Raw genomic sequence first — 21,128 nt, 5'->3', positions numbered from 1 at the left:
GTTTGGGTGCGGTTTGAACCTTCTCTTGATGACTACCCGGTGTAGCAGCTGCCGAGCCTGCGAGGCTGCGTTCGGCGGCGAAGCCGTCGTGAAATCAGCTATTGCGGTGTGTCATGAAAACCTTGCAAATCGGGTTTACGACGGCTTCGCCGCCGAACGCCGCCTCGCGCTGCTCGGCAGCTGCTACGGGGGCCGTGTTATTGGACGATATCGATCAGCACACTCTTGAAGCGCAGATTGGCTTCGAAGGCTTCGCGCCCCAGGTCCTTGCCGATGCCGGAGCGTTTGTAGCCGCCGGTCGGCAGGATGTAGTCGTTGCTGCGTCCATAGCGGTTGACCCACACCGTGCCCGCCTCCAGCCGCCGGACCAGTCGCAGGGCGCGGTTGATGTCGGCGGTGTGCACGCCCGCCGCCAGGCCGTAGGTGGCGTGTGCGGCCAGGTTCAACGCCTGCTCTTCGTCATCGAACGCCTGCACCGTCAGCACCGGGCCGAAGATTTCTTCACAGATCGCCGGGTTCTGATTGTCCAGGCCGGCCAGCAAGGTCGGCTGGTAATAGGCACCGCCCAGCCCTTCGAACAAACCACCGCCAGTCAGCACTTCGGCCCCGGCCTGGCGCGAACGCTGGACGATGCCGTCGATACGGCTGGCCTGCAACCGGGAAATAATCGGCGACAGCGTGCTCTCGGACGACCAGGTCGGGCCTGGACGCAATTCCTCGAAATACGCCTGCAAGTGTGCAACGAACGGCTCCATGATCGAGCGCTCGATCAATAACCGCGAACCAGACACGCACACCTGCCCGGCATTGCCGGTGATGGCCAACGCCACGGTGCGTGCGGTTTTCGCGATGTCCGGCACGTCAGCGAACACCATTTGCGGGCTCTTGCCGCCCAGCTCCAGGGTTACCGGTTTCGGCCCCACCAATGCACAAGTGGACATGATGCTCGAGCCCGTCGCCGTGGACCCGGTAAAGGTTACCTTGCCCACCCGTGGATGACGGCACAACGCATCGCCGGTAATCCGCCCATCGCCCTGAACCACGTTGAAAATCCCGGCAGGAATGCCCGCCTGCAGCGCCAGTTCGGCAAAGCGCAGGCTGGAAAACGGCGTCAGCTCCGACGGTTTGAGCACCACGGCGTTGCCGGCAGCCAGCGCCGGCGCGACTTTCCACGAAGCCATGCTCAAGGGGAAATTCCACGGCGCGATGGCGGCGATCACGCCGTACGGTTCAGCGATCTGCATGCCCAGGCGATCGGTCTGGGTCGCCGCGACTTGGCCGCCGTGCTTGTCCGCCAGTTCGGCAAAGAAACGAATGCCCTCGGCGACATAAGGAATGTCCCAGGCGATCACATCTTTATGCGGACGGGTCGAGCCCACCGCTTCCAGCGGCGCCAGCACGGCGACATCGGCTTCGATCAGATCGGCCCAGCGACGCATGACCCGTGCCCGTTCCCGGGGCGGACGGCTGGCCCAATCGCTGCGGTTAAACGCCTGCCAGGCATCGTTGACCGCCTCATCCACCAGGTCGGCATCGGCGATCGGCAACTGGGCATAGGCCTGACCGTCTGAAGGGCGAACCACTTCCAGCCCCGGTTGGGCGTCGCGGTATTTGCCGGCAATAAAATGAGCGCTGCGCACAGCGATAAGGCGAGGATCGAAGCTATCCATGGAGCACTCCAAAAAGGGACGGCGAGGCGTTTACTCAGGCCTCCATCGTAGAAAAAAAGCCCAAGCATTTGCTGCCGACCTTATGGGGCAATTAAGTAGTAAGTGTGGTCTATGGGCCTTTGATGTGAGGAATCTGCCGAATCTTTCCACCCCCCTTGTCAGGCCTTCACGCAGATGGGATACAGGCATCCTCGCGCCGGAAAACCGGTTGATCGCGCACACTGTAAAACGGAGACTCGCCATGTCCGCCTCGCACCCTTCCGCTTATGTCTATCGGCCGATGACCGCCGCCGATTTGCCTTCGGCCCATGCCTTGTCTGTTGAGTTGAAGTGGCCTCATCGCCTGGAAGACTGGGCGATGCTGCAGCGGGTCAGCGAAGGTTTCGTGGTGCTCGATGGCGAGCGTTTGATCGGCACCGCATTCGCCTGCCGGCAAGGCGACTTCGCCACCATCGGCCTGGTGATCGTCAGTGACGACTATCAGGGCAAGGGCATCGGTCGTCGATTGATGGAGCACGCACTGGAGGCCTGCCAGTCGCGCACGCCGATGCTCAATGCCACCCTCGCCGGTGCGCCGCTTTACGCCAGCCAGGGGTTTGTCGAGTTCGGACGGATTCAGCAGCATCAAGGCCTGGCCCAGGCGCCCGCGCTTGAACCTCTGGCGGACGGTGAAGAATGCCGCCCGTTGCAGGCGACGGACCGGGTTCGGCAACTGGAGCTGGCCAACGCCGGCAGCGGGCTGGACCGGCAAGCGGTGCTCACGGAGCTGTTTGCGGTGGCCGAGCATTCTGTGGGCATCGAGCGTGACGGTCAGCTGCGTGCCTTCGCCCTTCTACGCCCGTTCGGTCGCGGTCGTTGCCTCGGCCCGGTCATCGCCGAAACCCTTGAACAGGCGAAACACCTGATCACCGTGTTGCTGGCCCAGGTGCCGGACGCTTTCGTGCGAATCGACATTCCAGCAGACAGTGGTTTGAGCGAGTGGCTGGCGCTGGCCGGTCTCAAACAGGTCGACACCGTGGCGCAAATGGCACGGGGCACACCGCCGCAAGCGGTCAAGGGCGTCCGCCAATTTGCCCTTGTCACCCAAGCCATCGGCTGATTCCGGCGCGCGATGAAGCGAGCGCCCTCCAACACCTTCTACCCCCCATTAGCAGGGAGCGTCACCCGCATGTCTCAACCCACCATTGTGCTGTTGGCCCGCGCCGACTGCAGCCGTGTTTCTACGTCTTTCAAGGCAGCGCCCTTGAGTTCCATCGATCCGTTCATGGACGGTCGTCAGATCGCCTACATCGGGTCCGACGGCGTCTCGGCGGGCCTTGTTCACACCAGCAAAACCGTCGATATCGAGCGCTTCCCGCACACCGAAGTGATCGTGGTCCATGCGGGGCACGTCGTGCTGCAATCCGGGGAACAGGTGCTGGAACTGGGCATCGGTGCCAGCGCGGTGATCGGTCGCGGCACAGCGCTCAGGTTTCAGGCACAACCCGATACGTGCTGGGCCTTCTGCGCCGTCACCAGCCCCAGCGCCGAACAGAAACCGGGGCTGACAGCGCTCGACCCGCTGGCGATGCTGTCCCCTTCGGCGGCACCGGAACCGCAGATACTGATCGGGCCTACGCCGCAGTGCCGCTCGCGCAATGCCTTCGAAGATGACACCACTGATCTGCGCGTCGGCGTGTGGGATTCGACGCCGTACACCCGCCATGGCCGAGCGCACAAACTCAATGAGTTGATGCACCTGTTTGAAGGCAGCGTGACTTTGCAGGCGTCGGATGGAACCAGCGTAACGGTCAACCCCGGTGACACCGTGTTCGTGCCACAAGGCGCACCGTGCGCCTGGAGCAGTGCGCGGTATGTGCGCAAGGTGTATGCCGTCAAATAGGGAACTGTGGGAGCGCCGCACCGCCGCTCCCACAGGTATTTGTGCTGAGTTCAGCAAGATCTTTGAATCAGAGGTATTTGAGAATCGCGATGTCGCGACGCTGCTGCTTGAGGTTGGCGAACCAGCGCGTCGGGAAGAACAGCAGCACCCCGAGAATCACGCTCCACAGCCAGACCATCGGCAGGTTGTCGAAGCCGTAATAGGTGCCTTGATTGGCGCCCCAGATGGCAACGGCCACCAGGTACATGGCCTTCAGCACATACAGGTGCAGCAAGTAGAAGAACATCGGCGCACCGCCGTAGACCGCCAGGGTCGCGGTGGACCAGCGATCCTGGGCCTTCTCGAACACCGCCAGAAGAATCAGCCCCAGGCCGAGGGTCGGCATCAGGAACATCAGTGACGGCGGGTACTTCTTCGCGCTCATGAAACTCATGAAGGTGCGCAGCGAATCACCGGTCTGCACCCAGGGTTTCTCGCCGTAAACGTTCAGGTATCGAATGAATACGAACGCCAGCAGCAGGCCGACGCCAACCTTGAGCAAGCGGGAAATCCGCTCGGCCGGTTCCATGTCCTTGCCGAACCATGGCCCGATGGCCCAGCCCAGCAGAATCACGCCGATCCACGGCAACACCGGATACGTGGTGCGAGCCCGGGTGAACTCGGTGATGTCGATGAATACCCGCTGATGCAGGATCGACCACGGCACGAAGACCGGCGACTCCGGCCCCACGGTCACGCCATCGAGCAGGTTGTGCCCGGCGACAATGGCCACCCCGAGTACGATCAGCCAGCCGCGCTTGAAGTGCAGCAACCCGGCGAGCACGATCATGCAGATGCCGATGCACCAGATCACTTGCAGCCACAGCGTCTTGGGCGGGAACTCGGCGTTCCAGGCAAAGCACACGAACGTGAGCTCCAGAAACACCAGGAACAGCCCGCGCTTGAGCAGGAACACCGAGGTTTCACTGGCCGTGTGTTTCTGGCTGTAGAGCCAGGCCGACAAACCGGTGAGGAAGATGAACACCGGGGCGCAAAGGGTGCTCAGCAGGCGGGTGAAGAACAGGTCCGGGGTCACGCTCAGCGCATCGATCGGGTCGGTGACCTGGCGGTGCAGCAGAAAGGTTTCCCGCACATGGTCAATCAGCATCAGCAGCATGACGAAGCCGCGCAGGGCATCGATGGCGAGCATCCGGGTGTTGGTTTTGGCAACGCTGGTGGCCAGCGCAGGGGAAACACTTCCCGCCTGCCCTGTCACGCTTGTGGATAGAGTCATATCAGTCACTCATGTCTTGGTCAGTGGACTACCGCTGGCTCAGCCCTGTTTCTTCAGCCTGGCAACTTCCGATGCCGGCAGCTGCGACGGCGCCCGCGGCAAGGGTACCTGACCTTCCTTTCGATAGAGAGACAGTGTTGAACTGAAGCCGTGCAACGACCTGCCCCTTCAGTGCCGCAACAATTTGCGCAGCGGCACGCCATCCTTGAGTACGGGTGACTTGATGACGATGTAGCTGAAATACTTGGAGATGCCGATGTTCTTGTCCAGCAGGCTTTCGACCACTTCCTGATAATGCTGGATGCTGCGTGTCATGAAGCGCACCAGGTAATCGTAGCCACCGCTGATCAGGTGGCATTCGAGCACTTCGTCGACCAGACGGATATTGGACTCGAACTTGGCGAAGTCTTCGCGCTTGTGGTCGCTCAAGGTGATCTCGGTGAACACCGTGACCGAGTCGGTGATCTTGGCCAGGTTCAGGTGAGCCTTGTAGCTGGAAATATACCCGGCCGACTCCAGCCGCTTGACCCGTTGCAGGCAGGGGCTGGCCGACAGGCCCACGGCATCGGCCAGGCTGACGTTGGTCATGCGCCCGTCCTTTTGCAGCTCAACCAGGATGCTGATGTCGATTCGGTCCAGTTTTACTAAACCTTCCATTGCGTACCTCTTGACTGCCGTTTGTAAGACAATCTTCTAGCAAAATCAGCGCCGTAAAGACAGCTGATGCTGAGCCACCAGATCCGCCATGCTGCTAATGCAGTAATCCGCCGCGCACGGCGACGGTTGTCTGGCCCGGCCGCGACAGACCAGGCAGACCGCCCCCGCCCCCGGTTGCCGGGCGCCAGGCCGGGTTACCTGGAGGATGGTGTTGGCATCAAGGTCATTGGCCGCCAGCCAATCGTGATCCCGCAGTGGGTCGCTGGCCAGGGAAATAAAATCGTCGGGCATGATCCCCAGGCGTTCGCACAGCAGGCCGCGATCTTCGGCGTCACGGTCGCCATGCACCAGCAGGCGATAGAACTTGCGCAAATACAGCATGGCGCCGGGTGCATCCTCGAACAACGACCAGCCGACGACGGACCGGGCGAAGCTCATGCCCTCCTCCCAGCTGGCTTTCAACTCCCAGCGCTCGGCTAGTTGACGGTGTGCAAAACACAGCAAACCGCTGAAGCCCAACTCGCCGAAACGCGGGTACAGCGCCCGCACCACCTCGCTGAATTCGGCCAGCACCTGAGCCTTGTCCGGGTGACCGCCACGGCTGTCGAGCAGCGGCTGCAACGCCGCCCAGACTCCGGAATCGCGATCCACCAGCACCTCATCGCAATCGATCAGCAACGCTCGATAATCAGTCAGCCCCATGGTGTGTAAAGCCTCCGATGATGCATTCCATCAATCCATGCTCCATAAATGCTCACGGGCGATGCCGTGTGGCAGCGCCCGTGAGCTGGCGTGAGCTCAGTTCAAGACTCGTGCCAGTGCCGCGTCGAGAATCTGCAACGCTTCATCGATCTGTGCTTCGCTGGTCACCAGTGGCGCGAGGAAGCGCAAAACGTTGCGTTGCACGCCGCACTTGATTACCAACAGGCCACCGGCCCGGGCTTCGTCGATCAGTCGTTGGTTGAGGTCGGCATCCGGGGTGCGCGCCTCGTCATCCTTGATCAGCTCGATCGCCAGCATGAAGCCGCTGCCGCGCACGTCGCCGATCCGCGGGTAACGGGCCTGCAAGCGCAACAGTCCCTGACGCAGACGCTCGCCCAACGCTTCGCCACGGGCCAGCAACTGCTCTTGCTCGTAGGCCTCGATCACCGCCAGCGCCGCCGCGCACGACAGCGCGTTGCCGCCGTAAGTACCGCCGAGGCCGCCGGGCAATGGCGCGTCCATGATCTCGGCTTTACCGACCACACCGGACAGCGGCAAACCGCCGGCCAGACTCTTGGCCACGGTGACCAGATCCGGCTGAATCCCGGCGTGCTGGAAACCGAACCATTTGCCGGTACGCCCGAAACCGGTCTGGATCTCATCGAGGATCAGCACGATGCCGTGCTTTTCAGTCAGGGCACGCAGGGCCTGAAGAAACTCCGCCGGTGCCGCAAGGAAACCGCCATCGCCCTGCACCGGTTCGATGATGATCGCCGCGACCCGCTCAGGCGCCACTTGGGTCGCCAACAACTCGTCCAGCGCCTTGAGCGCCATGTCGCTGGTGACACCGCGATAGGCATTCGGATACGGGGTGTGGAAGACCTCCGGCGCGAACGGCCCGAAGTTCTGTTTATACGGCTGGCTCATGCCAGTCAGCGTGGTGCCGAGCAAAGTCCGGCCATGGAACCCGCCACGAAAGGCGATCACCGCCGAGCGGTTGGTGTGGGCGCGGGCAATCTTCACCGCGTTTTCCACCGCTTCGGCGCCGGAGGTGAAGAACGCCGCTTTATAAGCGTCCTGGCCGCCGATCATTTCGCACAGGCGCTGGGCCAGGTCGAGATAAGGCTTATAGGCCACCACCTGAAAACAGGCGTGGGAGATTTTTTGCAACTGCGCCTGCACCGCCGCGACCACCTTCGGGTGATTGTGACCGATGTTAAGCACACCGATACCGCCGACAAAGTCCAGGTAGCGCTTGCCGTCCACGTCCCACAATTCTGAACCCAGGGCCCGATCGATCACCAACGGATGCGCGGTAACCAGGCCACGTGGCACGAATTGATCGCGCTGACGGAGCAAATGAGGGGTTTCGTCGACTTTGCTATTCATGGCATTTCCCATCGTGAGTCCGGCAACCGGGAAGTGGTTGCGATGGTGTTCAGGTTAAGGCTTGCGCGAAACGAACTACGCCGAACTTGCCCCCTGAGAAATTCGGATCGACTGTTTTCACCCCGCCAAACGGCAGATTCCTTCAGCCCGCCGAATCTGCCGATGCCGGGTCGATACAAGATCACACAACCCGTTAAAGCCGCTTCTTTCGACAGATCCTGCGCTGGTATTGCGCGATGATGGGCAGCCCCTTCACCTTTCAGGAAATGCCCATGGCCCTGCTGTATAAAGCTGACCCTGTGCGCGGCGAACAGTGGAAAGCGCTATTTGCCGAACACGCCCCGGATATCGAATGGCGCGCCTGGCCGGACATCGGCGACCCGAAGGACATTCAATACCTGGCCGCGTGGCAGGCACCTGACGATCTCGACGTTGTGCTGCCTAATCTGCAAGTACTGTTTGCCCTGTCCGCCGGCGTCGATCAACTCGACCTCGGACGCCTGCCGGCGAGCTTGCCGGTGGTGCGTCTGCTGGACCCCGGCATCACTCGCGGCATGTGCGAATACGCGACTTTTGCCGTACTCAGCCTGCACCGGGACATGCTGCGCTACCGCCAGCAACAAATGGCCCGCTGCTGGCAGGCGCACTTGCTGCAACCGGCGGCCAAACGTCGGGTCGGGGTCATGGGGCTCGGTGCCCAGGCGCAGCAGATTCTGGCGACCTTGCAACCGCTGGGCTTTGCCTTGTCTGGCTGGGCGCGCAGTGCCCATCACATTCCGGGGGTCGATTGCTATGCTGGCAACGCACAACTGCCGGCGTTCCTCAGTCAGTGCGACATTCTGTTGTGTGTGTTGCCGCTGACCGAACAGACCCAGGGCATTCTTGATCGCAACCTGTTTGAGCAACTGCCCAAGGGCGCGGCGCTGATCAACATGGGCCGTGGCGGGCATTTGATCGAAGAGGATCTGCTGGAAGCGCTGGACAGCGGGCACTTGAGCGGCGCAGTCCTTGATGTGCTGCAACAGGAACCGGCACCGGTAGATCATCCGTTCTGGCACCACCCACAGATTCTGCTGACGCCACACATCGCCGCGATGACTCAGCCGGAAAGCGCGTTCGGGGTGTTGCTGGAGAACATCCGCCGGCATCAACGGGGTGAGCCGATGCTCGGCGAGATCGATCGCGTGCAGGGTTATTGAGCGCCGATGCAGTAACGGGCGCTCAGGGGCTAATGCCGGTCAGTTCAGCCGCAACGCACTCTTTGTGCGTTCGCCGTAGCAGCTGTCGAGCTTGCGAGGCTGCGTTCGGCTGCGAAGCAGTCGTGAATCCGGCTAACGCGGTCTGCCTGATGCACCGCAATGTCTGGTTTTACGACTGCTCTGCAGCCGAACGCAGCCTCGCAAGCTCGACAGCTGCTACAGATCGCATTACGGCTTAATTGTCCGGCATTAATAGGTTTAGTGGGTGCCCGGAATGCTGTTATCGCAGGAAATGTATTGCCCGCCACGCCGGAGCAGTTGTTCCTGCATCCGCTGGCAGCGCTCCTGTTCCTGCTGCATCGAACGGTCAATGCTGATGTTGCCGGTCTTCTCCGGTTGTTTGCCATCGCCCAGGCGCAACGTCACCCAGGGCTGTTCCGGCTGGAGCTGGAAGCGGCTTTTTTCTTCGATGGGCTTGGCGGCTTCGGTTGCTGGCGGTTTCGGCAGTTGATCGGAGGTGACCCCGTAACGGGTCAGAATCGAGCTCTGAGGCAGTTCTGCGGTGGCGCTTGCCGATAACAAGGCCAACGCCAGACCGAAGCTGTACCTCTTGCTGTTACTCACGTTGCAAAATCTCCTGTACTCAATGGCGGCATGCAGCACCGGCGTCATAAGGATAACGCGTGAATGGGCTGATGCTTTAGGGCCAGTTGCTGTTGAGGCAGGTATTGGAGTCCGGGAGTGGCCAGTGAGTCACGGGGACAGGCAGGATTACCGCGTCATCGTTCATCGCGGGCAAGCTTCGCTCCTGCATTGGAATGTATTTCCCCTGTAGGCGCGAAGCTTGCTCGCGAAGAGGCCCTTACCGGCGCCGCCTCACCCTCAGGCGATCACAATCGCGCTACTGGACAAACTGTCCAGCCCAACGCCTACCAGGGTCACCGAATCACTGCCAAACGTCAGCAGCGTATCCTGCCCAACCGCCGTGGCATGGGCGCGGAAGTCGTCGTTTGGCGCAACGCCCTGAACCCCGAGGAACACCAGTTTGTCGTTGGCCTGATAACCCACCACCCGGTCCTGGCCAAACGCGCCGCTGAACAGGAAAGTATCAATCCCGCCGCCCGACTCGATCAGGTCATTACCCGCCCCGCCGACAAACACATCGTTGCCGGCGCTGCCGATCAAGTGGTCGTTGCCGTCCAGGCCAAACAACCAGTCGCCCGTTGCATGGGCCTTGAGAGTGTCGGTGCCGGTGGTGCCCTTCACGCTCGAGGCGTACTGGGTCAGGTTGCTGCCGACGGTGAGGCCATTGGCGGTGACGCTGTGGGTCACGTCATCCTTGAACACGCCCCAGAGAAACCCCGGCTCCTTGGTGACGATGCTACCGATGTCGCGGGTGATGCTGATGCCGCCATTGGCGTCGCGCACGTACAGGTTGCCGGTACCGTCATTGGCGAAGACGAAGTTCTTCACCGACTGCTGCAAGTCCAGCACGTTGCTGCCCTTGCCGCCCAATAGGATGTTGTAGCCACCGCCGTCGCGGAAGGTGTCGTTGCCGTCGCGGCCTTCGATGTAGTCGTTGCCTTTGCCGCCCTGGATCAGGTCGTTACCGTCGCTGCCGATGATGAAGGTGCTGCCTTTGTGGGTTTCGGCGTTGCGGTTCAAGTCCTGGACCCAGGTGTTGGCTCGCGCCGGGTCCGAGAGGTTGGCGACGATGATCGTCGAGTCCTTGCTGGTCAGGTCGTAGAACTTGGACTCCAGCACCCGGGTCATGCCGTCGCCGTAACCGGTGGGCAAGTGTGAAATCCAGGTGGCGATGTTGGTGATGGAATACGGCAACACATTCCACGCCGTCGAGGCGTAATGGTCGTTGAAGCTGACGATGTTATCGGTCGCTGAATCCTTGGGAGCGTCGTGCACGCCCACCGAAGCCAGGTTGAACGACGAGCCATCGAGCGCGCGGAACACCGGGTCGTTTTCATAACCGATGTTCAGCACTTTGTCGCTGCTGCTTTGGGTCGGTGAGGCGTAGGCGATGTAGTTGGAATCCTGATAGAACCCGGACCATTTTTCGCTGCTCAAGTCCGCCAGGCTGTTGACGGCCAACCCGCCGAGGCTGTGGCCGCTAACCAGCACGTCCTTGCCCGCCAGGCCATTGGCCTGGGCAAACGCCGCGACTTTGCCGAGCAAATTGCCGAAGGCTTCGCCCGCATAGTTTTTTGCGTAATCCTTGGGGCCGAGCGCCGACAGCAGATCGTTGATCACATCACCGATGGAATCGCCGATCTGGATTTCCCTTGGGCCGCTGGTGCCACGAAAGGCGATGCCGATTTCCGTGAGATGGCCCTGGGCGTCGTACTTGCCGAGGATCTCCACTTGCGCACTGGTGTAACCGGCCTTCTCGCCGAAGAAGGTTCCGCGAGCGTCGGTCTTGCCGTCATAGCCCAGTTGCGTGGCCGTGATCGGGGTCCAGCCGGCCTTTTGCACGGCGTCGAGCGCGGCCTTTTCCGAATCGAGGTTCCAGGGAATGCCGGGGATCACGCCCTGGGAATCGGTGCCGCCGATCAGCGCGGTCACCAGGGTGGCCGGCAGGCCCAGGCCGAAGCCGTTTTGCTGGTACCCGGTGGCGAAACCGTTGTCGAGGTTGTGATAGGAATACAGCGTGATCGCCATGGCGTCGCTGAACAGCGCCTTGGAGTCTGCTGTGCCGAAGTTCTTGTAGTCATACACACCCATGGTATTGCCTCTCTTTGTTGGATTTATCAGAGACAGCTACAGCCGGGACGCCCCGCTATGGGGCGCCCCAGTGTCTTTAGTGCAATGCTTTCATTCGGTTTTTCAGGCAAATACAAATCCCGAAGCCGACAGGTTATCCAGTCCCACCCCCACCAGCGTCACGGCGTAATCGCCAATCTTCAGCACCGTGTCGTTGCCGGCCTGTGAAGCGTGCTGGGTGTAGTCATAGCCCTGCCCCGCGCCCTGGACGCCCATGAACACCAGTTTGTCGCTGCCCTGGTAGCCATTGATCGCGTCGAAACCGAAGGCGCCGCTGAACAGAAAGGTGTTGCCGCCACCCGAGGCATGCATCACGTCATTGCCCGTGCCGCCGACGAAGGTCACGTGGCTTTTGTCGCTGCGCAGCAGGTCGTCGCCGGCATTGCCGAACAGCCAGTCACCGTCGACGCTGGCCACCAGCGTGTTGCTGAAGGCATCGCCGTTGAGCGAGTGGTTGTAGTGGGTCAGTTCCGTGCCATTGAGCAAGCCATTGGCGGTGACGTTGTAGGTCACCTCCTTGCTGCCCCACCACGAGCCCGATTCCTTGCTCACCAACGCGCCGATGTCGCGGGTCATGCTGATGCCGCCGTAGGCATCGCGCACGTACAGGGTGCCGTCGCCGTCATTGGCAAAGCTGAAGTTCTGCAACGGCTTCTGCAGCTCGAAGGTGTTGCTGCCCTTGCCGCCCAGCAGCAGGTTATAGCCGCCGTCATCGCGGAACCGGTCGTTACCGTCGCGACCTTCGATGAAGTCATTGCCGGCGCCGCCCTTGAGCCAGTCATGGCTGTCGGTGCCGATGATGAAGGTGCTGCCGGTGTGTGGCTCGCCGCTGCGGCCCAGGTCTTCGACCCAGGTGCTGCCTCGGGACGACTCCGACAGGTTGGACACGATCAGCGTCGAGTCCTTGTCGGTGAGGTCGTAGAAGCGCGAGTCGATCACCCGGTTCAAGCCGTCGGCATAGCCCAACGAGCCATGGGCCGACCAGTTCAGCGGGTTGAGGATGCTGAACGGCACCAGGTTCTGCGCGGTGGACGCGTACTGGTCATTGAAGTTGACGATGTTGTTGGTCGCCGAATCCTGATGACCGTCGTGCTTGCCCAGCGAGCCACTGCTGAAGGTGGTGCCATCGAGCACGCGAAACACCGGGTCGTTCTCGTAACCGATGTTCAGCACGGTGTTGCCGGTGGCGCTTTGGGTCGGCGAGGCGAAGGCGATGTAGTTGGCGTCCTTGAAGAAACCGCCCCAGTTATTGCCGCTCAACTCCGCCAGGCTGTTGACCCCCAGCCCGCCGAGACTGTGCCCGCTGACCAGCACGTCCTTGGCGCTCAGGCCGTGGGCAATGGCAAACGCAGCGACATTTTTGAGCAAGGTGTCGAAGGCGTTTTTTGCGTAGTTCGTCGCGTAATCCACCGGGCCGACTGCGGCCAGCAGGTTGTTTTTCATGTCGCCGAAGGTGTCGCTGTAGCCCAGGCCGCCGGTGCCACGGAAAGCAATGCCGAGGCCGATCAGCTGCCCTGCCCCGTCGTATTTACCGAGGATTTCGGCTTCGGCGCTGGTGAAACCGTCCTTCTCGCCATAGAAGGTGCCTTGAGGCCCGACCTTGCCCTGATAGCCCAAGGCCGCCGCGCCAATCGGCGCCCAAGCGGTTGCCGGCAGTGGCTGGCCGGTGGGTGTGTACGCGTAGAGCGTCAGCGCGATCGCGTCGGAGTACAACGCCTTGCCGGCCTCGCTGCCGGCATTTTTGTAATCAAACAGTCCCATGTTGTGGCTTCCTTTGCGTCAAATCAGAACTGCCAGTCCAGGGTCAGGCCCACACCGTGGTCTTTTTCCCGGGAGCCGAGCAGCCCGTTGTAATCCAGGTTCAAACGGGTATCGCGGCCCAGCGCCAGTCCGGCACGAGCGCCGACCACCGCGGCATCGCGGTCCATCGACACGCTTTGCACGCTGAACGCGGTGTTGCCGTTGACGAAGGCCAGGTGGTCTTCGGAACGGGTGCTGCTCAGGTTGTGCTGCCAGCCGAGCGTGCCGGACAGTTCCAACTGGTGCTGGTCGGACAGCACAATGGCTTTGCTCACCCGCAGGCCGAGGGTCGAGAGCACCGCGTCGCGGTTGTTTTCACCGCCCTTCAGTGCGGCGGCATCACCTTTTTCGCTGAAGCTGTCGCTGTTCAAATGCACGTAGGCCAGGTTGGCGAACGGCTCCAGTGCCAGCGGTTGCAGGTCCAGGCGATAGGCCGCTTCGGTGAACAGTTGTGCGGTGGTCGCATCGCGTTTGGATTTCTGCTTGCCACTGACGTCACCGAATTGCAGGTCGCGTTTGACGTCGATGCGATGCCAGCTGTAAGCACCGCCGACACTCAGGCGCAGCGTGTCGATTTCATGGCCCAGGTAGGCGCCCAAGTGGTAGCTGTCGACCGAGGCTGAAGAGTGTGTGCCGTCGCCCATGTTCGACGAGCTGTCGCTATAACCGGTGACGAAACCCAGACGCGTATGTTCAGTGATCAAGCCATCGACACCGGCCAGCAGCCCGCCAATGGAGCTGTTGGAACTGGCGTTGTCATGCCCGCCATCGCTCTTGCCCCAGGCGCCGAGCACTTTGAGCCAGGCATTGCTGCGGTCATCGGTCGGTGCGCCGGCGTCGAACAGATCATGCTCGCGCAAACGTTCGCCGACGGCATCGCGCAGGTAGTGGCTGTCGTTGATCAGCAGCGTGCCGATCGCCGGATGAATCTCACCAGACAGCTGCTGGAACGCTTGTTGCGCGACAGCGGCGGTCGGCGACAGCAACAGGGTTTCGTACAGCGGATTGCCTGCGCCCAGTTGCTCGGCGGCAGCGGCCACGGCGCGTTGGTTCGGGGTCTGGCCGGCGCTGGTGAAGGATGTTGCGTTGCGCTCGACGGCCAGCTGAATGCCGTTGGCCGCGTAGTCGAGGGTGCCACCGATAAACAGGTAATCCGGCACCACCGCACCGAAGCGCCCTTCGATTCCACCGGCCGCTTGCAGGATGTTGTACTGAGTGCCGAGCAGGGTTTTCGCCTCGCCGGTGGTCAGCAGCGTCGGGCTGTTTTCCAGCGACAGGCTGACCGTTGCGCCGTCAATGATCGCCTTGCCGCCGGCGATGATCTGGTCGCTGCGGGTGGGCGACAGCTCCACGGCGTAGGTCGAGCCAGGTTCAAAGGTCACGTCACCCGCCACCTGCAAGGTGCCGATGGAATTGCCGGGGGCCACGGTGCCGCCGCTTTTCGCGGTCAGCGCCGCGATACTGCCGTTACCGCCGAGAATGCCGCTGTCATTGACAGTGACCGCCGACAGCAGCGAACCGTTGATCGCCAATCGGCCCTGATTGACCAGGGTCGGCCCGGTGTAGGTGTTGGCGCCGGTCAGCACCAGCGTACCGATGCCCTGCTTGGTCAGGCCGCCGTGACCGGAAATGTCGTTGCGCCAGAAGTCGAGCCCGCAGTGCACGTCATTGCACACACGCTCGGTGGGTTTGCCGGCGTCGATGATCGCGCCGATGCCTGGCAAGTCCGCGACAAACTGGCTGGAGCCGTAGGCGCCGTCGATGCGGAACTCTTCGGGAATGTCCTGCTCGGTGACGAACATCGCCGGGCCGTCGATGCCTTTGCGCAGGTTGATCATGCCCCAGCCGTACAGTGCGTCGACGCCGGGTGCGCCGAGGTCGGTGGCGGTGGTGCGCAGTACGCTGGCGACTTGCGCGCCGGTCATGTACGGGAAGCGTTCCATCAACACCGCCACAGAGCCGGCAACGTGCGGCGCCGCCATCGAGGTGCCGTTGTAGTTGGCGTAGCCGGTGGTCAGGTCAGCGGCATTGGTGCCGCTGATGATCGAGCTATAGATGCGGCTGCCCGGTGCCGACACGCAGAAACTCGCGGTGTAGCCGCAACGCGACGAGAAGGTGCTGATGGTGTAGAGGTCGGGGCTGTTGATGTCCGGGTTCCTCTGCAACGCGGCGACGGTCATCCAGTTCGGCGCGATCTGGGGGACGAAGTAACCGAGGCCGGCGATGGCGTCCGGGTTGTTGAGGTTGTAGTCGTTGCCGGCGGCGAAGATCGTGACGATGCCGCTGCGGGCCGCCGCGATGGCGCCGTCGTAGGCACCGCCGGGCTTGGTCCCGAGCAAGGTCTGGATCTCGTTGAACTGCAGTTGCGCGTCCTGCACGGTGAAGTGCGGGTATGCCGGGTCCCGGCCGCCGAGGTCGAAGCGGTCGGTGATGCCGATGCCCCAGCTGTTGTTGATGATCCGCGCGCCGCTGGCGATCAGGGCGTCCCAACCGGCCTTGTACACCGCGCCGTCGTTGCCACGGATGATGCCGTCTTCCGGGCCGGGGTCGCCGTTGTCGGCGCTGATGATCTGCGCGCCAAAGGCGACGCCGTGCATCGGCCCGCCATCGCGACTGCCGGCGGCGATTCCGCCAACGTGAGTACCGTGGGCGCCGAGTTTGCCGTTGGAACCTACAGAGGGCGAACCGTCATAGAGAAAGGCGTCCCCGGCTTTGACCGGAATGTACGGGTCGGTGTACTCGCGGATGCCGCTGGTGACCAGGGTTATCACCTTGTTGGCCCCGGAAAACTCCGGGTGCAAGGCGTAGACCGGCTGGTCGAAGATCCCCAGTTTCACCCCTTTGCCGGTGTAACCGGCCGCATAGGCATCCTGAGCGTTGATCGCCCCCAGCCCCCAATCGGCGTTGAACTCCGCGCTGCGCCAACTGTTCGGGTCACCGACCCTGCCGTTTTCCACATAGGGCGCCGCGTGTGCGGTGCCCAGGGTTGCCAGTGCACAAAGCAAGGCAAGTTTGTTGTACTTGTTATCCATCAAGCTACCGTCCTTAGTTGTGTTGCAAAAATCCTTGTGGCCTTCAAAGGCGTGTCTTGTCCTGCTGATACACCACGCATCAACCCGATCTGTAGCAGCTGCCGAGCAGCGCGAGGCTGCGTTCGGCGGCGCAGCCGTCGCAAACCCTGCCTGCAAGGTTTTCCTGACACACCGCGATAGCTGACTTCACGACTGCTTCGCAGCCGAACGCAGCCTCGCGCTGCTCGGCAGCTGCTACAGGCGAAATACTAAAACTGCCAATTGAGACTCAGCCCGACTCCATGGCTCTTCTCGCGGCTGGCCAGTTGGCCGGTGTAATCGAGGTTCAACCGAATGTCCCGACTCAAGACCAGGCTGGCATGGGCGCCCACCAGCGCCGCATCACGAACCAGCGGCGAGCTCTCCACCGCGAACGGTGCGCCACCGCTGGCAAACGCCAGGTGTTCTTCGGAATCGGTGTTGCTCAGGTTGTGCTGCCAGCCAAGGCTGCCGCTCAGGTCCAGCTGTTGCTGGCCGGATAACGCCAGGGTTTTCAGCGCGCGTACGCCCAGCGTGCCGAGCACCGCGTCACGCCGTTCGCCACTGCTTTTGAGCGCGGCGGCGTCGCCTTTTTCGGTGAAACCTTCGGTATCGAGGTGCACGTAAGCGAGGTTGGCGAACGGTTCCACCGCCAGCGGTTGCAGGTTCAGGCGATAGGCCGCTTCACCGAATACCTGAGTGGTCCCGGCATCGACCTTGGCTTTCTGTTCGGCGCTGACGTCGCCGTATTGCAGGTCACGTTTGATGTCGGCCCGGTGCCAGCTGTAGGCACCGCCGGCACTCAAGCGCCAAGCGCCCATTTCGTGCCCGGCGTAGGCGCCCAGGTGATAACTGTCGACCTGCGCCGATGAATGAGTTCCAGAGCCCATATTGACCGAGCTGTCGCTATAGCCGGCGACCAGACCGACACGGGTTTCGTCATCCACAGCGCCATCGACACCGGCCAGCAAACCACCAATCGACGTGGTGTAGCCGGCGGTGTCGTGGCGTTCATCGGTCTTGCCCCAGGCGCCCAAGGCTTTGATCCAGCCATTGCTGCGCGAACCGTTGGCTTCATTGAGACGCTCATCCACCGCATCGCGCAGATAGCGACTGTCATTGATTAACACCGAGCCCAGCGCCGGGTAGATTTCCCCCGACAATTGCTGGAACGCCTGTTGCGCGGAACTGGCGGTCGGCGACAGCAGCAGGCTTTCGTACACCGCATTACCCGCGCCAAGCCCTTCCACCGTAGTCGCGACGGAACGCTGATTGGGGGTTTGCCCGACGCTGGCGAAGGTCGTGGCATTGCGTTCAACGTTCAGCTGAATGCCGGTCGCGGCGTAATCTAGACTGCCGCCGATGAACACATAGTTGGGCAGCACCGCACCGAACTGGCCTTGAATTCCGCCGGCCGCTTGCAGGATGTTGTACTGATGCCCCAGCAGGCTTTGCGCTTGTTGGGTGCTGAGCAAGGTCGGGCTGTTTTCCAGCGACAGGCTGACGGTGGCGCCGCTGATCGTGGCCGCGCCGCTGGCAATAATCTGGTCGCTGCTGCCAGGCGAGAGTTCGACGGCATAGGTCGACCCCGGCGCAAACGTCACATCGCCACTGACTTGCAACGTACCAATGGAATTACCGGGCGCTACGGTGCCGCCGGCATTGGCGGTCAAGGCAGCGATTCGTCCGTTACCGCCGAGGGTGCCGCTGGCATTGACCGTCACCGCCGATGTCAGCGAACCGTTCACCGCCAGTAAGCCGCCGTTGACCGTGGTCGGGCCGCGATACGTGTTGTTGCCAGTGAGCATCAAGCGTCCGGCGCCGGACTTGATCAGGCTGCCTTCGTAGGCCCGGCTGGCGGCGGCGGAATCTCTCGCCATACCTACTGCATAGTCGGTCTGATCCTGCTGACTGGCGCCGGCCGGAATACCGTTTGCCCAGCCTTTGTCCTGCAACGTCTGTTGCCAGGCGCTGTGTTCGGCGGCGTCTTCGGCCTGGCGCTGAATCAGTGCCTTGTCCGAAATGTCATTGCTCCAGACATCGCTCTGCCCTGCCCCCAGATGGGCGTCGAACGCGCCGAGCAACTGCCCCGGTCCGCGCATTGCCCGCTCAAGGTTGGCCACGCCCCAGCCGAGGCTTGTACTCGGAGCCTCGGTGATCGAACCGTCGAGCCGGGTTGCGGTGGTCAGCAGCACCTCCAGCGCTTGCTGATTGCTCATATACGGATAGCGCTCCATCACCAACGCCAGTGCCCCGGTGGCATGCGGCGCGGCCATGGAGGTACCGGATTTGATCGCGTAGCCGCCGCCGGGAATGGTGCTGTCGATCTTCGCGCCCGGCGTGGTGATGCACCAATACTTGGCGATGCCGCACTGGTTGTATTTCTGCTGGTTGCCTTGATCCAGCCCCGATACCGCCAGCCAGTGGCCTTCCAGGTCCGGCTGAAAATACGGCAGGGCCGAACGGACACTGGCATTCGGGTAACCGCTGTTGCCGGCGCTGAACACGTTGATCACGCCACGGCGCGAAACGTCGGCGGCGGCGTCGAGCCAGGTGCCTTGGTTCCAGTGTTGGGCATAAGCGGCGTGCAGGTCGTCGAGAGTCCGGTAGCTGACGTCCTTCGGCTGGCTGCCCCAACTGTTGTTGATCGCGCGCACCCCGGCATCCGCCAGGGCGTCATAGACCGCTTTGAAGTAGCGCGGGTCGGGGTTGGGACCGAACAGGAAACTGTCGTTCTTGTTGGTGTTGCCGACGTAGATTTGCGCGTTGAACGCCACACCGTGCGTGCCGCTGCCATCCCGGGACGCGCCCATGGTGCCGGTGACGTGGGTGCCGTGGGAGTCATTGTTGGCGTTGAGCGTGCCGTCGACGTTGAACGCTTGACCATCGACATAGCTGCCGCTGGCCGTCACGGTGTGATAACGGTCGGCGGCGAATTCGGGATGGCTGGAATCGAAACCGGAATCCAGCGCGCCGATTTTCACGCCTTTGCCGGTGATGCCGGCGGCATAGGCTTGATCGGCCTGCATCCGCCCCAGGCCCCAATCGCGCTGGAACTCCGCCGAACGCCAACTGGCCGGGTCACCAAGGGTGCCGGTTTCCAGGTACTGCGCCTGGGCCGAACCCGGCGCTGATGAAATCAAGAGCAGCAGCGTGCCGACCGACATCGGCTTGATCTGTACGTCCATGTGCATGAAATCTCGCTTTCTTGGCGTTTTTAGAGTTCTAGGCCCCGGTCCCAGGGGCGAGGTGTTGCTGTGATTCTGTGGCGAGGGAGCTTGCTCCCGCTGGGCTGCGAAGCAGACCCAATGGCGGTTGCTGCGCAACCGAACGAGAGCAAGCTCCCTCGCCACACTGTTTTCTAACGGCTACTCCTCGTGCCCTGGCCGAACGCCTCATCCACCTTGGCCAAATCCTGTTCGTTCAAGGTGCCGGCGTAGTAATGCAACTTGGTCCAGGCCATCAGGTAGTCGTAGCGTGCCTGTGCCAGATCCCGGCGGGTGGTAAATAGTTGTTGTTCGGCATTCAATGCGTCGAGGTTGACCCGTTCGCCGCCCAGAATGCTTTGTTTGGTCGAGACCACCAGCGCTTCGGCCGAGGTCAGGGCCTTCTGATAAGCGCGCAGCTTGTTGACCCCCGACAGGCAGGCGCTGAACTGGCGGCGCAGCTGGATCAAGGTTTCCCGGGTCTTGCCGTCCAGCTCGTACTCGGCCTGTTCCATGGTGCGGCTGGCTTGCCGGGTCGAGGCCGAGACGCCGCCACCGGCGTACAGCGGCACATTGACTTCAATACCGATGGTGTTGGTGTCATAGCGCTGGTTGTAGGTGTTGCCACTTTCCGATTCGTTCTGGCGCAGCGAGGCGTAGGCGCTGACTTTCGGCAGGTGCCCGGCGCGGTTGCGTTCGACTTCATAGCGCGCCACTTCCACCGCCTGCCGCTGGGAGGCCAGGTTCGGGTTATTGGCCACCGCCATCTCGTGCCAGGTGTCGTAATTGGCCGGTTGCAGGGTGAATGTCTGGAAGTTCTGATCCAGCGGCGTCAGGTCGCCAATGTCGATTCCTGCTACACCCACCAGGGCACCCAGTTCCCGCAGAGCCGCATCCTGTTCGTCACGCGCTTCGATTTCCTCGGCGGTCGCCAGTTCGTAACGAGACTCGGCTTCGAGGATATCGGTGCGCGTGCCTTCCCCTTGGCGGAACATCTGCTCGTTCTGCTGAAACTGCTCCTCGAAGGCTTTTTTCTTCGCCCGCGCGATGTCGATCTGGTCCTGGGCGAACAGCGCCTTGGTGTAATTCTCCAGCACGCGAACCAGCAGTTCTTGGCTCTTACCCCGGAAGTTTTCATCGGCGAACAGCGATTGCGCCACACCTTTGCGATACGCCGCGTAAGCCTCGTAGTCGAGCAATGGCTGTTGCAAGGTCAAGGTCGAGCCGTAGCTGCTGTAGTTGCGATCTTCACTCTGTCTGTTGCCGCGATCGTTGAGGTACGTGACCTTGGACGAGTTACGCCCCTTGTTGTAGTTGTAACCCAACTTCGGCAATAACCCGGCGCGGCCGATGGCGCGGTTTTCAAGGCCGGCATCGCGCTCCTTGATGGCACCGAGGAACACCGGATCATTGCGTAACGCTTGCTCATAGATGTCGAACGGCCCCATGGCCATTGCACTGTTGCACGTCAGCAACGCCAGGGTCGCTGCAAGCAGGGAAAGCTTATTCATACAACCGAACATCC

Annotated in this window: 14 protein-coding genes; 3 read left to right on the top strand and 11 right to left on the bottom strand. The window is 62.0% G+C overall.

Annotated elements, in window-relative coordinates; translation table 11 throughout:
- Positions 1-197: 197 nt before the first annotated feature.
- Positions 198-1,670, bottom strand: a complete 1,473-nt coding sequence (locus tag PSH69_RS15000; RefSeq protein ID WP_305412750.1) for an aldehyde dehydrogenase — start codon at positions 1,668-1,670, stop codon at positions 198-200.
- Positions 1,671-1,911: 241 nt separating this feature from the next.
- On the opposite strand from PSH69_RS15000, the gene PSH69_RS14995 reads away from it, so the two are divergent.
- Positions 1,912-2,769, top strand: coding sequence for a GNAT family N-acetyltransferase (locus PSH69_RS14995; RefSeq protein WP_305412749.1), 858 nt, complete (start codon positions 1,912-1,914; stop codon positions 2,767-2,769).
- Between the two features lie 69 nt (positions 2,770-2,838).
- A complete protein-coding gene (locus PSH69_RS14990; RefSeq protein ID WP_305412748.1) occupies positions 2,839-3,552 on the top strand; it encodes a cupin domain-containing protein in 714 nt (237 codons plus the stop codon).
- Between the two features lie 67 nt (positions 3,553-3,619).
- On the opposite strand, the gene PSH69_RS14985 is transcribed toward PSH69_RS14990, so the two are convergent.
- The 4 genes from PSH69_RS14985 to gabT form a co-directional block, all read right to left on the bottom strand.
- Positions 3,620-4,825, bottom strand: coding sequence for a DUF1624 domain-containing protein (locus PSH69_RS14985; protein ID WP_305412747.1), 1,206 nt, complete (start codon positions 4,823-4,825; stop codon positions 3,620-3,622).
- A gap of 168 nt (positions 4,826-4,993) precedes the next feature.
- Positions 4,994-5,482 carry an Lrp/AsnC family transcriptional regulator gene (locus PSH69_RS14980; RefSeq protein ID WP_003174918.1) on the bottom strand — a complete coding sequence of 163 codons (489 nt, stop codon included), beginning with the start codon at positions 5,480-5,482 and terminating at the stop codon, positions 4,994-4,996.
- Positions 5,483-5,527: 45 nt separating this feature from the next.
- Positions 5,528-6,184, bottom strand: coding sequence for a 2-haloalkanoic acid dehalogenase (locus PSH69_RS14975; RefSeq protein ID WP_305412746.1), 657 nt, complete (start codon positions 6,182-6,184; stop codon positions 5,528-5,530).
- A gap of 96 nt (positions 6,185-6,280) precedes the next feature.
- Complete coding sequence (gene gabT / locus PSH69_RS14970; protein WP_138867575.1) at positions 6,281-7,573, bottom strand: 4-aminobutyrate--2-oxoglutarate transaminase; 1,293 nt, start codon at positions 7,571-7,573, stop codon at positions 6,281-6,283.
- A 272-nt stretch (positions 7,574-7,845) separates the two neighbouring features.
- Here gabT and PSH69_RS14965 point away from each other — a divergent pair, with 272 nt between their 5' ends.
- Complete coding sequence (locus PSH69_RS14965) at positions 7,846-8,772, top strand: glyoxylate/hydroxypyruvate reductase A (protein ID WP_305412745.1); 927 nt, start codon at positions 7,846-7,848, stop codon at positions 8,770-8,772.
- Between the two features lie 258 nt (positions 8,773-9,030).
- On the opposite strand, the gene PSH69_RS14960 is transcribed toward PSH69_RS14965, so the two are convergent.
- The 6 genes from PSH69_RS14960 to PSH69_RS14935 form a co-directional block, all read right to left on the bottom strand.
- Complete coding sequence (locus PSH69_RS14960) at positions 9,031-9,396, bottom strand: hypothetical protein (protein WP_305412744.1); 366 nt, start codon at positions 9,394-9,396, stop codon at positions 9,031-9,033.
- A 258-nt stretch (positions 9,397-9,654) separates the two neighbouring features.
- Positions 9,655-11,508 (bottom strand): polyurethanase, encoded by a 1,854-nt coding sequence (locus tag PSH69_RS14955; RefSeq protein WP_305412743.1) that lies wholly within the window; start codon positions 11,506-11,508, stop codon positions 9,655-9,657.
- Positions 11,509-11,610: 102 nt separating this feature from the next.
- Entirely contained in the window at positions 11,611-13,308 is a 1,698-nt protein-coding gene (locus tag PSH69_RS14950) for a polyurethanase (protein WP_305412742.1), read from the bottom strand.
- A gap of 23 nt (positions 13,309-13,331) precedes the next feature.
- A complete protein-coding gene (locus tag PSH69_RS14945; protein WP_305412741.1) occupies positions 13,332-16,379 on the bottom strand; it encodes an autotransporter serine protease in 3,048 nt (1,015 codons plus the stop codon).
- Positions 16,380-16,627: 248 nt separating this feature from the next.
- On the bottom strand, positions 16,628-19,585 hold the full coding sequence (locus PSH69_RS14940) for an autotransporter serine protease (RefSeq protein ID WP_305412834.1): 2,958 nt from the start codon (positions 19,583-19,585) through the stop codon (positions 16,628-16,630).
- Positions 19,586-19,758: 173 nt separating this feature from the next.
- Positions 19,759-21,126, bottom strand: a complete 1,368-nt coding sequence (locus tag PSH69_RS14935) for a TolC family outer membrane protein (protein ID WP_305412740.1) — start codon at positions 21,124-21,126, stop codon at positions 19,759-19,761.
- Positions 21,127-21,128: the final 2 nt, after the last annotated feature.

This window comes from Pseudomonas sp. FP1740 (assembly GCF_030687165.1).
Classification (GTDB): domain Bacteria; phylum Pseudomonadota; class Gammaproteobacteria; order Pseudomonadales; family Pseudomonadaceae; genus Aquipseudomonas.
The sequence above is the reverse complement of the archived record's forward strand: the minus strand, read 5'-3'. Positions and strand labels throughout refer to the sequence as shown.

Excerpts from the sequence above, each read along its gene's own strand:
- PSH69_RS15000 (WP_305412750.1), bottom strand. The coding sequence starts at position 1,670 with ATGGATAGCTTCGATCCTCGCCTTATCGCTGTGCGCAGCGCTCATTTT.
- PSH69_RS14995 (WP_305412749.1), top strand. The coding sequence starts at position 1,912 with ATGTCCGCCTCGCACCCTTCCGCTTATGTCTATCGGCCGATGACCGCC.
- PSH69_RS14990 (WP_305412748.1), top strand. The coding sequence starts at position 2,839 with ATGTCTCAACCCACCATTGTGCTGTTGGCCCGCGCCGACTGCAGCCGT.
- PSH69_RS14985 (WP_305412747.1), bottom strand. The coding sequence starts at position 4,825 with ATGACTCTATCCACAAGCGTGACAGGGCAGGCGGGAAGTGTTTCCCCT.
- PSH69_RS14980 (WP_003174918.1), bottom strand. The coding sequence starts at position 5,482 with ATGGAAGGTTTAGTAAAACTGGACCGAATCGACATCAGCATCCTGGTT.
- PSH69_RS14975 (WP_305412746.1), bottom strand. The coding sequence starts at position 6,184 with ATGGGGCTGACTGATTATCGAGCGTTGCTGATCGATTGCGATGAGGTG.
- gabT (WP_138867575.1), bottom strand. The coding sequence starts at position 7,573 with ATGAATAGCAAAGTCGACGAAACCCCTCATTTGCTCCGTCAGCGCGAT.
- PSH69_RS14965 (WP_305412745.1), top strand. The coding sequence starts at position 7,846 with ATGGCCCTGCTGTATAAAGCTGACCCTGTGCGCGGCGAACAGTGGAAA.
- PSH69_RS14955 (WP_305412743.1), bottom strand. The coding sequence starts at position 11,508 with ATGGGTGTGTATGACTACAAGAACTTCGGCACAGCAGACTCCAAGGCG.
- PSH69_RS14950 (WP_305412742.1), bottom strand. The coding sequence starts at position 13,308 with ATGGGACTGTTTGATTACAAAAATGCCGGCAGCGAGGCCGGCAAGGCG.
- PSH69_RS14945 (WP_305412741.1), bottom strand. The coding sequence starts at position 16,379 with ATGGATAACAAGTACAACAAACTTGCCTTGCTTTGTGCACTGGCAACC.
- PSH69_RS14940 (WP_305412834.1), bottom strand. The coding sequence starts at position 19,585 with ATGGACGTACAGATCAAGCCGATGTCGGTCGGCACGCTGCTGCTCTTG.
- PSH69_RS14935 (WP_305412740.1), bottom strand. The coding sequence starts at position 21,126 with ATGTTCGGTTGTATGAATAAGCTTTCCCTGCTTGCAGCGACCCTGGCG.